We start from the raw sequence: 12,336 nt of genomic DNA, 5'->3' as shown, positions 1-12,336 counted from the left end.
TAGACTTCATTCTGACAACGCGTGTAGTCAGAATAGGTCGTTCTGACTGGATGGGAAGCTAACCCAGTGACTCAAGATACGTCCGCGACATGCCCCGTGCACAGAGACGAGTCTCCTGTGGCAGCCGGGTGCCCTGTGTCGTCAGGGGGATACGACGCTCCGCCGCAGTCGCTGGGGCCCGACTCGCTGACGTGGAAGTACTTCGGTCGGTGGACCGGAATGCTGCAGGGGCCCTGGGCCGGCTCGATGCAGAACATGCATCCACAGCTGGGTGCCGCAGTCCAGGAGCACTCGATCTTCTTCATGGAAAGGATGCCGCGGCTGTTCCGGTCGGTGTATCCGATCGGGGGCGTGGTGTTCGACGGTGACCGCGCGCCCCAGACCGGGGTACAGGTCCGCGACTATCACATCGGGATCAAGGGCGTCGACGATCAGGGTCGTCGCTACAGCGCCCTGAACCCCGACGTTTTCTATTGGGCACACGCGACGTTCTTCAAGTCGACGCTGCTGGCGGCGGAATGGCTCGGCGGCGGGCTCACGGAGGCGCAGAAGCGGCAGCTGTTCGACGAGCACATCGTGTGGTACCGCATGTACGGCATGAGCATGCGGCCGGTGCCGAAGTCGTGGAAGGAATTCCAGGAGTACTGGGATCACATGTGCCACAACGTGTTGGAGAACAACTGGGCCGCACGCGAGGTGCTCGATCTGTCATCGATGCCGAAGCACCCCTCGCTGAACTGGATGCCCGATTGGATGTGGAAGCTGAACATCCTGGGGATGCAGCGGTTTTTCAATTTCACGACCGTCGGCCTGTTCGATCCGGCGGTGCGTGACCTGATGGGCTACACCTGGACGCCCCGCCAGGAGCGGCTGCACAAACTGTTCGGCAAGGTGGTGTATCACGCCGTCAAGGTGCTGCCCAAACGCGTGATGATGCACCCGCGCAAGCGATCTGCGTGGGATCGTGCCAGCGGCCGGCTGCCCGCGGACTCACCGTTGGTCGAGACGCCGGCGCGCAATCTTCCGCCGGTGGAGTACCGCGATAACCCGCATTACTACTCACCTAAGGTCTGAGACCTGACGTCAGACGGTGTGATCCGTCCATGCCACACTATCGAAACACCTGATCCGGCATCGGTTTTGCGAATCCGGAACCAGCCCCCTGCGCAGGCTCAACCGGTGTTCGTAGTCGGCGCGGGCACCTGAACCAGGAATTCCAAGGCCACCGGTGCTGCAGCGTTAAGATGCAGATGACCTGGAACGAGGGTGTCAATGACCGATCCGAGTGCCCGCCGGCAAGCCGAGTTCGCTCCAACTCAAGTGTCGGCCGACACGGTGGACCAAACACGAAGCGGCACCCGAACACTCGGCTCGTCGTTTGACCTTTCCGGGCCATCCCAGATCGCGCGGATCGAGGTCGGCCAGCGGCTCGATGACTTCGACCTGCTCGTCGAACTCGGCAGCGGCGCATTCGCGCGAGTCTTTTTAGCTCGTCAACGGTCTATGCAACGCCTGGTGGCGGTGAAGATCTCCGCGAACCGCGGCGAGGAAGGGCAGACCCTCGCCCAGCTTGATCACGATTACATCGTCCGGGTCTTCGACCAGCGGATACTCCGAGACCGGGACTGGCGGCTGCTTTACATGCAATATGTGCCCGGCGGGACGCTGCTCGACCTCGGTCGACTGATTTTCGGTGACGAGCGGCGACCCGAATCCGGTCAGGCGCTGCTCGACGCGGTAGACGTCGCGCTGGAGTCACGCGGGGAGAGCCGGCCGACCGAATCAACCGGTCGCGCTGAGCTCGCGACCCTTTCCTGGCCCGAGACGGTCGCATGGCTGGGGAAACGACTGGCTGAAGCATTGCACTATGCGAATTCGCGGGGCGTCCTGCACCGCGACATCAAGCCCGCCAACGTATTGCTTGCGCCCGATGGCACCCCCAAACTCGCGGACTTCAACATCAGCTTCGCCCGAAACCTATCCGGCGCAAGCCCGTTCACCTACTTCGGCGGCTCACTGTCCTATATGTCTCCCGAGCAGCTCATGGCCACCCGGCCCGGGCACGTCCATGACGCGGCAAACCTCGACACCCGCAGTGACATCTACTCACTCGCGGTCATGCTGTGGGAACTGCTGACGGGCATGAAACCGTTCGATGATTCCGCGGCGCAGGCTGCTCGCGCGGCCTCGGCCGAATTGGTCGGCGATACCACCGCGCTCGATCTGATGCTGTCCACCCGTGCAGGAGGGATTACGTCGGAAGCACTCGCGGCGCTACCGAGTGACTGTCCTACCGCGCTGCGTCGAGTTCTGCTGAAGGCACTGAGCGCAGACCGTGATCAACGCTGGGCCTCGGGGGCTGAACTCGCCGAGCAACTGCAGTTGTGCCTTGATCCGCAAGCGCGTGACCTGGTGGATCCACCTGAACGAAGCTGGCGGCTGCGTCTGCGGCCGTACTTTCTGCCGATTGCCGTGCCGGCCGTCGTGATTCCCAATGCGTTGGCCGCCGCCTACACCATCTACCACAATCAGCTGCTCATCGTCAGCAAGCTTTCCGAGCACGGCCAAGACCGGTTCATGCAGCTCACGACGCTGCTCAACCTACTCGTCTGGCCGCTCGGCATTGTGTTGGCGGTCTATTCGAACCGTTACGTGATCTTCGTCCCGCGGCGCCTGCGGCGTGGGCCGGCACCGCCTGCAGAAGCATTGGCCCGAGCGCGCCACGATTGCCTCGTCGCAAGCGAACGGGTGGTGTTCATCGTCATTGGCTCGTGGGTGATGTCTGGGCTGACGTTTGCGCTCATCCTGCAGTCCGTTGCGGGTGGAATGCCCGGTAGATCCGCGATCCACTTCGTGGGGTCCCACGCGGTGGGCGGCGCGATCGCGATCGCGTATCCGTTCTTTCTCTTGACCTTTTTCATCGTGCGCAGCGTCTACCCGGAATTGGTGGCACACGGACAGACGGATCAGCGGGATGCCGAACAGCTACGAGCACTCAGCCGTCGACTGTCGCGCTATCTCGCGATCGCGGCCTCGGTGCCGTTGCTTAGCATCATGGCCGTCAGCTTCCTGACCGCGTCCGAGATCGCCGAAATCATCGTGCCGATCAGGGTGGTGTGTATCGGGGGAATTGCCGCATTCATATTCGCGTACTGGCTGTCGCGCATGATCGAATCCGACATTCAAGCGCTCGAGCGGGTGATTCTCCAGGCACGCATTTCTGAACGCCGCGTGCCGTCGTAGATAGGGTGCGCTGCACCGCGCCAGTCGGTGCGGCTTGCGAACTCGTACTTCTGGTGCCCCCACCAGGGCTCGAACCTGGGACCTGCGGATTAAAAGTCCGTAGCTCTACCAACTGAGCTATAGGGGCGCGAGGCATCAGGATACTGGGTGCCGTCGGGCACCGCGTTTGAGGATTGGGGTGTCCGTACCCTAAGCTAGCGAGGCTCCCAGCGTCACAGCGTTGTGAGTACCCCGGAGAGATTCGGCTGGCCCCCTTCGTCTAGCGGCCTAGGACGCCGCCCTTTCAAGGCGGTAGCGCGGGTTCGAATCCCGTAGGGGGTACGCGCGGCACCGTACGATTGGAAGCCGCAAGCGTAGAAAAGCAAGGCCCTGTGGCGCAGTTGGTTAGCGCGCCGCCCTGTCACGGCGGAGGTCGCGGGTTCGAGTCCCGTCAGGGTCGCCACTATTGGCGAGGCACTTCGGTTATCGATACGGCCGGTGCCTTCCGGCCAGGTAGCTCAGTTGGTACGAGCGTCCGCCTGAAAAGCGGAAGGTCGCCGGTTCGATCCCGGCCCTGGCCACTCCAGAGGCGTTCTGCCTCGATGGCCCCGTCGTTGACTTCGTTCGAGTAACGACGGTCGACGGCCAATCCGTGGAGTACTCCGTCACGACCCGCCGGGATTAGTTGCGTCTTTCTGGCGGAGCGCATATCTTCCGTTGGTACGATGGTGTACCACGGAGGGATCATATGGCCGAGCCGACCACGGACCCGGTGCGCTTGCCACCGGCGCCGCGCATACCCAAGTTGCTGCAGGGCGTGGGATTCCTCGCTGCCCGGGATAAGGCGGTCGCCGCCGTGTCCAGGCGATACGGCCCCACATTCACGCTCAACCTGCCGATTTTCGGCCCGACCGTTGTTGTCGGCGATCCGGTCCTGATCAAGGAGTTGTTCACGGCCAAACCCGACCTGATCGCACGAGCCGGGGTACTCGGCGAGATGTTCGGCCCGGGCTCGACGTTCAGTCTCGCGGGCGCCGAGCACCGTGAACGTCGCAAGCTTCTGGTTCCGCCGTTCCACGGCAAGCGGATGGCCGGCTACGAGGCGATCGTCGAAGAGGAGGTCATGCGTGAGGTGGCGTCCTGGCCCGAAGGTCAGGAATTCGAGACCATGCCCTCGATGATGCGCATCACCCTGAACGCCATTCTGCGCACGGTGTTCGGCGCAGAGGGGACGGCCCTGGACGAACTGCGCGATTGTCTGCCGCAGATGGTGTTGTACGCCTCTCGGTTGGCCGTCATGCCGCCGGTGGTACGCAGGGATTTCGGACCGCGCAGCCCCGGGCGGAAACTCGCCGAGAACCGCAGGCGCTACGACGAGATCATCGCCCGCCTCATCGCCGATATCCGCAACGACCCGGAGTTTGAGCAGCGCACCGACGTCCTGTCCCTCTTGCTGCAGGCGCGGTACGACGACGGGTTACCCATAGCCGACGACCACGTGGCCGACGAACTGCTCACGCTGCTGGCCGCCGGACACGAGACCACCGCCACCACCCTGGCGTGGACGGTCGAGCGGCTGCGCAGGCACCCGCGGCTCCTGTCGCGCCTGGCCGCTGAGGTCGACGCGGGCGGGTCTGAACTCGTCCAGGCCACCATCTGGGAGGTCCAGCGGACCCGGCCCGTCATCAACGGCACGGCGCGAATCACGAAAACGCGGATCCGGCTGGGCGATTGGGTCATTCCCGAGCGTCACGTCGTGATGGCCAGCATCACCCTGGCGCACGTTGCTGCGAGCAGTTTCCCCAACGCGGAGGTATTCGATCCTGACCGGTTTGTCGGCAATCCACCGGATAACTACGCGTGGATTCCCTACGGCGGCGGCGTTCGCCGCTGCATCGGGGCCGCGTTCGCCAACATGGAGATGGTCGTGACGCTGCGAACGCTGATGCGCGAGTTCGAGTTCGGCAGCACCTACACCGCGGGTGAGCGCAGGCATTCCCGCGGCGTCGCCACCGCGCCCGGTCGCGGTGGCCGGGCGGTCGTATATCGCCGTCGTGCCGCAGCTCCGCAGACCAGTTCTTCCGGCGCGGCGAGGATATCGGCGTGACGGCGAACGAGACCGTCGTCGACGTCGGCCGGGGCATCGAACTCTGCTACCACCACACCGGCGACCCAGCCGATCCACCCGTCATGCTGATCGCCGGCCTGGGGCAGCAATTACATTCCTGGCCCGACGAATTCGCCGCAAGACTTGTGGGACTCGGCTATCACGTGATCCGGTTCGACAACCGCGACGCCGGCCGTTCCACCCACATGTCCTATCGTCCGCCCAATCCGGTGGCCATGTTGCGCGGCGGCGATGCCCGGCATCAGTACCACCTGGGTGATATGGCGCGCGACACCGTCGGCCTGATGGATGCGCTCGGATACCGAGACGCGCACCTGGTGGGCGTGTCGATGGGCGGCATGATCGCGCAGACCGTCGCCGCGCATCATCCGGGCCGGGTGCGCACACTCACCTCGATCATGTCGACGACGGGGGCGCGTCGGCTGGGACGGCCCGCGCTGTCCACGTGGCGACGGATGCTGACGTCGAAGCCACCGCGGACGAGGGAAGACGAAATGGATCGCGCCGCGAACATCTTCGCCCACATCGGATCCCACGGATTTCCCTTCGACGAGGAGGCGGTGCGCACCTATGCCGGCATCGCCTTCGACCGCGACCCCAGCCCGGCGGGAATCGCACGGCAGCTGGCGGGCATCTTCGCGTCTGGCGACCGCACCGCCGAGCTCGCCCACATCGACGTACCGACCCTGGTCATCCATAACGACCGAGACCGGATGGTTCATCCGACCGGCGGAGCTGCGACCGCCCGAGCGATACCGGGCGCACGCCTCGAGACGATCGTCGGCCTCGGGCACGACCTGCCCGTCGGGGCATGGGGCCAAATCGTCGACCTGATCACCGACCACTTCACTGGCGCAGAATTTGCCGCGCGCCGCGGCGCAGCTCTGACCCACACCGACCGCGAGGAGAACGCATGAGCAAGAAGCATAGGACGATAAGTGGCCGCACCGCGGTCATCACCGGCGCGGCATCGGGTATCGGTCGCGCTCTGGCGCAACGGTTGTCGGCGCACAGCTGCCCGGTCGCCATCGCCGACGTCGACGAGGCCGGACTGAAGGAAACCGAGGCGTCGTTGCCTGGCCCAGCCCTGCTGCGGGTTCTCGACGTCAGCGATGCGCAGGCGCAGCGCGACTTCGCCGCAGAGGTACGTGACTGGGCACCCCAGCCACTCGGCGCGGTGTTCAACAACGCCGGCGTTGCCGTCGGATCGAGCGTGCTCGACGCAGTCCCCGAGGACGACGAATGGCTGTGGAGCATCAACTTCGGAGGCGTCGTCAACGGCACGAGGGCGTTTCTGCCCATCCTCGTCGAACAGGATGAGGGCGTGATCGTCAACACGTCGAGCGTCTTCGGTCTGGTCGGCATGCCGACCCAGAGTGCTTACTGCGCAGCCAAGTTCGCCGTCCGCGGCTTCACCGACGCCCTTCGTCAAGAGCTGCGCGGCACCGGCGTCACTGCCATCAACGTGCACCCGGGCGGGATAAACACCAACATCGTGCGCAACGGTCGGATGCGCACAGATCCCGAGGGCCGAGGCCGCACCCAGGAGCAGATGGCCAAGGAGTTCGCGAACATCACCATGACGCAGCCCGACAAGGCCGCCGAGATCATCCATCGCGGTGTGGAGTCCGGCAAGGCGCGGATACTCGTCGGACCCGACGCCTACATGTTCGACGCTTTGGCGCGAATGGCGCCGACGCACTATTACGACGTGCTCGGCCGGCTGCAGAGCGTCCTGCGAAGGCGCGCCTCGAGCTAGGGGACCAGCACGACCTTGCCGATGTTCTCACGCGCGGCGAGGATGCGGTGCGCCTCGCGCGCGTTGTCGAACGGCACGGCGGCGTGCACGATCGGCGTGACGACGCCGTCGGCCAATGCCTTTGCCAGGGGCCCGATCCACGGTTCGAGTGTGCCGCGGTCATCCCAGAGCGCCAGCATGTTGAGGCCGATGACTGCCTTGGAGTCCGAAAGCTGTTTGGTCAGGTTGAACCCGCGCAGCATCGGTAGCAGCTGAGGCAAAACGGTACGTAGAGAACGCTTCTCGCCCTGCTGCAACGCCGAGATGCCGTACGCGATCAATTTGCCACCGGGCCGGAGCAGGTTGTAGGAGCGGCGCAGCGATGCACCGCCTATCGCGTCGAGCACCATGTCGTAGGGCGGCAGATCCTTCCACCACCCGTCACGGCGGTAGTCGATGGTGCGGTCCACGCCCATGTCCTTGAGCACCTGATGCTTCCCCGGTGAGGCGGTGCCATGGATTTCGACGCCCGTGGGTTTGGCGAGCTGGATGGCCGCGGTACCGACACCGCCGGCCGCCGCATGGATGAGGATGCGTTCACCGGCCTTCGGCGAGCCGTATCCGTGTAGCGCGGCCCATGCGGTCGCGTAGTTGACCGGAACGGCGGCGCCCTGCTCGAAGGTCAGGCGGTCCGGAAGCGGAACCGTATCGGCAGCCTTGACGTTCACGATTTCGGCGTATCCACCGAAACGCGTTCCAGCCAAGACTCTTTGGCCCACACGTGCTTCGTCGACGCCCGCACCGACCGCGTCGATCGTCCCCGAGACTTCGTAGCCGACCACGGATGGCGGTTTGGGTGCTTCGGGGTAGAGGCCCACGCGCGCGAGATGGTCGGCGAAGTTGACTCCGGCGGCGTGCACCGCGATGCGGACCTGGCCCGGCCCGGGGGGCGGCGGTTCCGGTCGTTGTTCGACCTTGAGCACCGAGGGATCACCGTGCTTGGTGATGACGACGGCGCGCACGGTTACGCAGTCGCTTTCGCGTGTTCGTACAGATCGGCGTCGTGGGCGCAGACCATTAACAGGTCGGGCTCCTGACGCTGGTAGAGCTCGGTGAGGCGAGCATGGTTGTCCAGCACCTTCTTTCGGTCGAATGCGAGAAGAGGCTCGATGATCCTGATCGGCCGGGGGACCTCAGAGATGCCGTCCAGGGTGCCCTGCTGGTAGAACGCGTCACCGCAGTGCAGCACCCAGCGGTTCCCGGCGTCGACGGCGATACATGCGTGTCCCCGGGTGTGGCCGGGCAGCGACACCAGGACGATTCCCGGTGCGATGTCGTCGAGCTCTTTGGCGGCGGCGAATCCTCGCCACTTCTCGCCTGCCGGCTCGTGCTCCACGATCTTGGGGCCATGCGCCCATTGGACGGCGCGAAAGCGCATCTTCTCCTGAAACGTCGGTTCCCTTACCGCTCCTTTGATTTCGGCGCTGGTGGCGTGGACTTGGGCATCGGGGAAGTCGGAGATGCCGCCGATGTGGTCCATGTCGAAATGCGTGACGACGATGTGGCGGACGTCGGAGCGGGTGAACCCGAGCCGCTCCACCTGGCGCAGTGCCGTCTCGCCGTGGTCGAACACCGGCTTGAACAGGTAGCGGGTGGGCCCGACCCGGGCGTGGTCGTCGCAGTCGCGCGTCCCGTATCCGGTGTCGACGAGCACCAGGCCGTTGTCGGTCTCGACGAGCAGGACGTGGCAGACGATCCGCGGCGCGATGTACGGGTTCATCGTCCCGCAGTTGAGATGGTGGACCTTCACAGCTCTCCCGCCATAGCGAGCAGTTCGCCCCGCCCGATCTGCGTGACGAGGCTGGCCGAGTCGAAGTAGATGCGTTCGTTGACGACGCGGTCGCCGTCGAAGTAGAACACCGCGATGATCGGCACCCGGAACGCCTTGCCGGTCGGCGGCAGGCCGTAGAACTCGCCGAGATTGGTTCCCAGTAGGTCGAATTCGACGATGACGGCATCATCGGCGACGTGGCATACGACGTTGTCGTGCCGCTGGTCCGGGAACGCGGTCCTGGTGGTCCGGTAGTAGCCCATGACTTCGTCGTCGCCGTCGAAGACCTGTCCGGTGGCCATGATCTCGTAGTGCGGGCGGCCGTTAAAGGTGGCCAGGGTGCGGTCGAACTCCTTGGTCACCTCGGTGTCCATGTGCTCCCGGATCACCTCGAGGCGGCGCTCGCGCAGATCGTCTGTGATCATGCCTTGACTGTAGGCCGCCTCCCGGGTGTCAGACCGCGGATTGCAGCTGCGCTCCGAGCTGCTGGTGCCGGTGCTGGCGTTCGACGACGGCGAGGTAGGCCGCCCACGCGAATGCCGAGCTGGCGAACAGGATGAATCCACAGAAGAGCCACGCGTGTTTGATGCCTCGCCTACGGCCGTCGACGATGGACCACAGCGGAAACAGCAGCAGGCTCATAATTGTGTAGTCCTGGCTCGCCGAGCTCGCAGCCGGGTTGGCGTACCCCAGCGTGATGAACTCCGACCAACTGCCGGGTCCCCAGATGAAGTTGTGCACACCGCCCGGCGGCGCGTACTCCGCGACGTACTGGTTGTTGAAGTAGTAGCCGAGCACGACCGACGCGATACCGGCGACATAGTAGAAGAGCTCGAGCCCGGTGACCTGAGGGCCGGACGAATAGCGCGCGAAGATCGCCGGGTTCGTCTTGACGATGAAAGCCATCGTCGCGAACCCGAGGACGAGGTGGACGATCAGGGAAACCATAAAGGCGGAGTCTCACCAGGGTCTGAAGTTTTGTCAATAGTGACAGAACTTGGTGCGGTAGTTTCTCCACATGGTCCGACCCGCCCAGACGGCACGAAGTGAGCGCACGCGCGAGGCGTTGCGGCAGGCCGCGGTGGTGCGGTTTCTCGCCCAGGGGGTCGAAGACACCTCGGCCGAGCAGATCGCGGCCGATGCCGGCGTTTCGCTGCGGACGTTCTATCGGCATTTCGCGTCCAAACACGATCTACTGTTCGCCGACTACGCCGGCCTGCAGTGGTTCAGGACGGCGCTGGCGCAGCGCGATCCCGACGAGTCGATCATGGATTCGGTGCACGCCGCGATGATGGCGCGCCCGTACGACGACTGGGCTGTCGCGCAGACCGCCGCACTGCGCGCACAGGAGATCGAACCCGACCGGATCGTGCGGCATATCCGGCAGGTCGAGGCTGATTTCGCCGAGGCGATCGTGCATCGCCTTTCCGAGGAGAACCCACCCGCACCGGGTACCGACGAGGCAATGCGCGTGGCGATCACCGCGCGGTGCATCGCGGCGGCGGTCTTCGGTGCGATGGAGGTGTGGATGCTCGGCCAAGAGCGCTCACTGCCCGAGTTGTCGCGGTTGACCCGGGAGGCGCTGGACACACTCGCCAAGGGGATCAGCTGAAAGTTTTGTCAATATTGACAAAACCTATAGCGCGTGTCAGCCTCAGCGCATGGCTGACTTTGATGCGATCGTCGTCGGCGCGGGCCACAACGGGTTGACCGCTGCCGCACTTCTCCAGAAGGCGGGGCTGCGGACGCTCTGCCTCGACTTCAAGCTGTATGCCGGCGGAATGGCCTCCACCGTCGAGCTGTTCGACGGCTACCGATTCGAGATCGCAGGGTCGGTGCAGATTCCGACCTCGGCCGTGGTCAGCCGCGAACTCGGACTCGACGAGTTGCCGACCGTCGACCTGGACGTGATGTCGGTGTCACTGCGCGGCGTCGGCGACGAACCGCTCGTTTACTACACCGACCCGATGAAGCTGATGACGCACATCAACGAGGTACACGGCGCGGAGGCCGTGAACGGGATGGCCGGTCTGATGGCGTGGTGTCAGGCGCCGACGCGCGCGCTCGGCCGGTTCGAAGCCGGCCAGCCGCCCAAGACACTCGACGAGATGTATGCCTGCGCGACAAACGAATTCGAGCGGCAGACCATCACCGATCTGCTCTTCGGCTCGGTCACTGATGTGATCGACCGCTACCTGCCCGACAGGGAGAAGCACGGAGCGCTGCGCGGCATGCTCTCGTTGCTCGCATGCAACACCACCTATCGCGGCCCCGCGACGCCGGGTACCGCGGCGGCGCTGGCCTACGGTTTCGCCGTTCCGGATGAGAACGCCCTGCTGGTGAAGAAACTCCAGGGTGGCATCGGCGCGTTGACGTCGCACCTGTGTGACGTGTTCACCTCGGCCGGCGGCGAATTGCGGTTGCGCAGCAAGGTCGAAGAGATCCAGGTCGCCGACAGCCGGGTGAGCGGTGTGCGCCTGGAGGACGGGACGGTCATCACCGCGCCCATCGTGATCTCAGGTGTCGCACCGGATCTCACCATCAACGGCATGATCGATCCCGCCGCGCTGCCCGCCGATGTTCGGGAACGCTTCTCCGGTCAGGACCACCGCGGCAGCTATCTGCAAATGCACTTCGCGCTCGACGGCATACCGGACTTCGCGGCGCCCTACGAACTGCTCAACGATCCGGCGATGCAGTCGAATATCGGAATCTTCTCCACCCCCGAGGAACTGCAGCGGCAGTGGGAGGAGTGCAGGCACGGCATCGTGCCCGCCGACCCGTCCATCGCACTGCAGATACCGTCGGTGAACGACCCGGGCCTGGCGCCGGAAGGCAAGCACGCGGCATCGGCGTTCTCGTTGTGGTTCCCCATCGAGGAGTCGGATTCGAGCTATGGGGAGATGAAGGCCGAGATGGGGCAGCGGGTGATCGACAAGATCACCAGGTTGGCGCCCAATTTCGAGAGCCTGATTCTCAAACACACCACCTTCACTCCCAAGCACATGGGCACGATGTTCGGGGCGCCGGGCGGCGACTACTGCCACGGACTGATCCACCCCGACCAGATCGGGCCCAACCGGCCAGGCCCGAAAGGCTATGTCGATCAACCTATTCCGATCGACGGCCTTTACCTGGCCAGTGCGGGATGCCACGGTGGCCCCGGCATCACTTTCGTGCCCGGTTACAACGCGGCCAAGCAGGCGCTCCTCGACGCGAAGTAGATCTCGGACGCCGGCCTAGGGTCCGCGTTCGGTGTTGCCGTCGTCCTGGTCTGGTGGGCGCAGGAGTAGTTCGGGGCGGTGGTGGTAGTTGGTGCGGGTTTGGCCGGTATCCAGGTCGGGTGGTGGGTGCCATTCGGCGTCGCCCTGGTCGTTGATGGTGGTGGTCCAGCCGCCGTCTTTGTTGACGAGGCGG

At 64.7% G+C, this 12,336-nt stretch carries 11 protein-coding genes, 4 tRNA genes and 1 pseudogene; 10 read left to right on the top strand and 6 right to left on the bottom strand.

What is annotated here, in order from left to right; translation table 11 throughout:
- Nucleotides 1-66: 66 nt before the first annotated feature.
- On the top strand, nt 67-1,074 hold the full coding sequence (locus BST47_RS27465; RefSeq protein WP_083128990.1) for an oxygenase MpaB family protein: 1,008 nt from the start codon (nt 67-69) through the stop codon (nt 1,072-1,074).
- A 198-nt stretch (nt 1,075-1,272) separates the two neighbouring features.
- Nucleotides 1,273-3,243, top strand: a complete 1,971-nt coding sequence (locus tag BST47_RS27460) for a serine/threonine-protein kinase (protein WP_107529111.1) — start codon at nt 1,273-1,275, stop codon at nt 3,241-3,243.
- A gap of 51 nt (nt 3,244-3,294) precedes the next feature.
- Here BST47_RS27460 and BST47_RS27455 read toward each other — a convergent pair.
- Nucleotides 3,295-3,370: transfer RNA gene (locus BST47_RS27455), tRNA-Lys, on the bottom strand.
- Nucleotides 3,371-3,491: 121 nt separating this feature from the next.
- Here BST47_RS27455 and BST47_RS27450 point away from each other — a divergent pair.
- The 6 genes from BST47_RS27450 (at nt 3,492) to BST47_RS27425 (ending at nt 7,109) form a co-directional block, all read left to right on the top strand.
- Nucleotides 3,492-3,564, top strand: a tRNA-Glu gene (locus BST47_RS27450).
- A gap of 44 nt (nt 3,565-3,608) precedes the next feature.
- Nucleotides 3,609-3,685 (top strand) — tRNA-Asp (locus BST47_RS27445).
- Between the two features lie 44 nt (nt 3,686-3,729).
- Nucleotides 3,730-3,803: transfer RNA gene (locus tag BST47_RS27440), tRNA-Phe, on the top strand.
- Between the two features lie 167 nt (nt 3,804-3,970).
- A complete protein-coding gene (locus tag BST47_RS27435; protein WP_083128989.1) occupies nt 3,971-5,329 on the top strand; it encodes a cytochrome P450 in 1,359 nt (452 codons plus the stop codon).
- A complete protein-coding gene (locus tag BST47_RS27430; RefSeq protein WP_083128988.1) occupies nt 5,326-6,267 on the top strand; it encodes an alpha/beta fold hydrolase in 942 nt (313 codons plus the stop codon). Before BST47_RS27435 ends, BST47_RS27430 begins: the two co-directional genes overlap by 4 nt.
- Nucleotides 6,264-7,109 carry an SDR family NAD(P)-dependent oxidoreductase gene (locus BST47_RS27425; protein WP_083128987.1) on the top strand — a complete coding sequence of 282 codons (846 nt, stop codon included), beginning with the start codon at nt 6,264-6,266 and terminating at the stop codon, nt 7,107-7,109. Before BST47_RS27430 ends, BST47_RS27425 begins: the two co-directional genes overlap by 4 nt.
- Here the strand turns inward: BST47_RS27425 and BST47_RS27420 are convergent.
- Genes BST47_RS27420 through BST47_RS27405 form a run of 4 tightly spaced genes read right to left on the bottom strand, consistent with a single transcriptional unit; the run spans nt 7,106 to nt 9,867 of the window.
- Nucleotides 7,106-8,110: a zinc-binding dehydrogenase gene (locus tag BST47_RS27420; RefSeq protein WP_083128986.1), complete on the bottom strand. Its 1,005-nt coding sequence runs from the start codon at nt 8,108-8,110 to the stop codon at nt 7,106-7,108. The two genes, BST47_RS27425 and BST47_RS27420, sit on opposite strands and share 4 nt — an antisense overlap.
- Before the next feature lie 2 nt (nt 8,111-8,112).
- A complete protein-coding gene (locus BST47_RS27415) occupies nt 8,113-8,898 on the bottom strand; it encodes an MBL fold metallo-hydrolase (RefSeq protein ID WP_083128985.1) in 786 nt (261 codons plus the stop codon).
- Nucleotides 8,895-9,344 (bottom strand): ester cyclase, encoded by a 450-nt coding sequence (locus tag BST47_RS27410; RefSeq protein WP_083128984.1) that lies wholly within the window; start codon nt 9,342-9,344, stop codon nt 8,895-8,897. The genes BST47_RS27415 and BST47_RS27410 overlap by 4 nt, the downstream gene beginning before the upstream one ends.
- Nucleotides 9,345-9,372: 28 nt before the next feature.
- On the bottom strand, nt 9,373-9,867 hold the full coding sequence (locus tag BST47_RS27405; protein ID WP_083128983.1) for a DUF2834 domain-containing protein: 495 nt from the start codon (nt 9,865-9,867) through the stop codon (nt 9,373-9,375).
- 70 nt (nt 9,868-9,937) lie between these two features.
- Between BST47_RS27405 and BST47_RS27400 the strand changes: the two genes are divergently transcribed.
- Nucleotides 9,938-10,531, top strand: a complete 594-nt coding sequence (locus BST47_RS27400; RefSeq protein WP_083128982.1) for a TetR/AcrR family transcriptional regulator — start codon at nt 9,938-9,940, stop codon at nt 10,529-10,531.
- A 49-nt stretch (nt 10,532-10,580) separates the two neighbouring features.
- The gene (locus BST47_RS27395; protein ID WP_083128981.1) at nt 10,581-12,143 is read left to right on the top strand and encodes a phytoene desaturase family protein; all 1,563 of its coding nucleotides are present in this window, start codon (nt 10,581-10,583) and stop codon (nt 12,141-12,143) included.
- Between the two features lie 15 nt (nt 12,144-12,158).
- On the opposite strand, the pseudogene BST47_RS31775 reads toward BST47_RS27395, so the two are convergent.
- Nucleotides 12,159-12,336: pseudogene (locus tag BST47_RS31775) on the bottom strand (HNH endonuclease signature motif containing protein); the annotation flags it as partial.

It is taken from the genome of Mycolicibacterium tusciae, from assembly GCF_002086795.1.
GTDB classification, from domain to species: Bacteria; Actinomycetota; Actinomycetes; order Mycobacteriales; family Mycobacteriaceae; genus Mycobacterium; species Mycobacterium tusciae.
The sequence above is the reverse complement of the archived record's forward strand: the minus strand, read 5'-3'. Positions and strand labels throughout refer to the sequence as shown.

What these genes read in the sequence shown, in the direction of transcription:
- BST47_RS27460 (WP_107529111.1), top strand. Translation starts at nt 1,273, where the DNA reads ATGACCGATCCGAGTGCCCGCCGGCAAGCCGAGTTCGCTCCAACTCAA.
- BST47_RS27435 (WP_083128989.1), top strand. Translation starts at nt 3,971, where the DNA reads ATGGCCGAGCCGACCACGGACCCGGTGCGCTTGCCACCGGCGCCGCGC.
- BST47_RS27425 (WP_083128987.1), top strand. Translation starts at nt 6,264, where the DNA reads ATGAGCAAGAAGCATAGGACGATAAGTGGCCGCACCGCGGTCATCACC.
- BST47_RS27410 (WP_083128984.1), bottom strand. Translation starts at nt 9,344, where the DNA reads ATGATCACAGACGATCTGCGCGAGCGCCGCCTCGAGGTGATCCGGGAG.
- BST47_RS27405 (WP_083128983.1), bottom strand. Translation starts at nt 9,867, where the DNA reads ATGGTTTCCCTGATCGTCCACCTCGTCCTCGGGTTCGCGACGATGGCT.
- BST47_RS27400 (WP_083128982.1), top strand. Translation starts at nt 9,938, where the DNA reads ATGGTCCGACCCGCCCAGACGGCACGAAGTGAGCGCACGCGCGAGGCG.
- BST47_RS27395 (WP_083128981.1), top strand. Translation starts at nt 10,581, where the DNA reads ATGGCTGACTTTGATGCGATCGTCGTCGGCGCGGGCCACAACGGGTTG.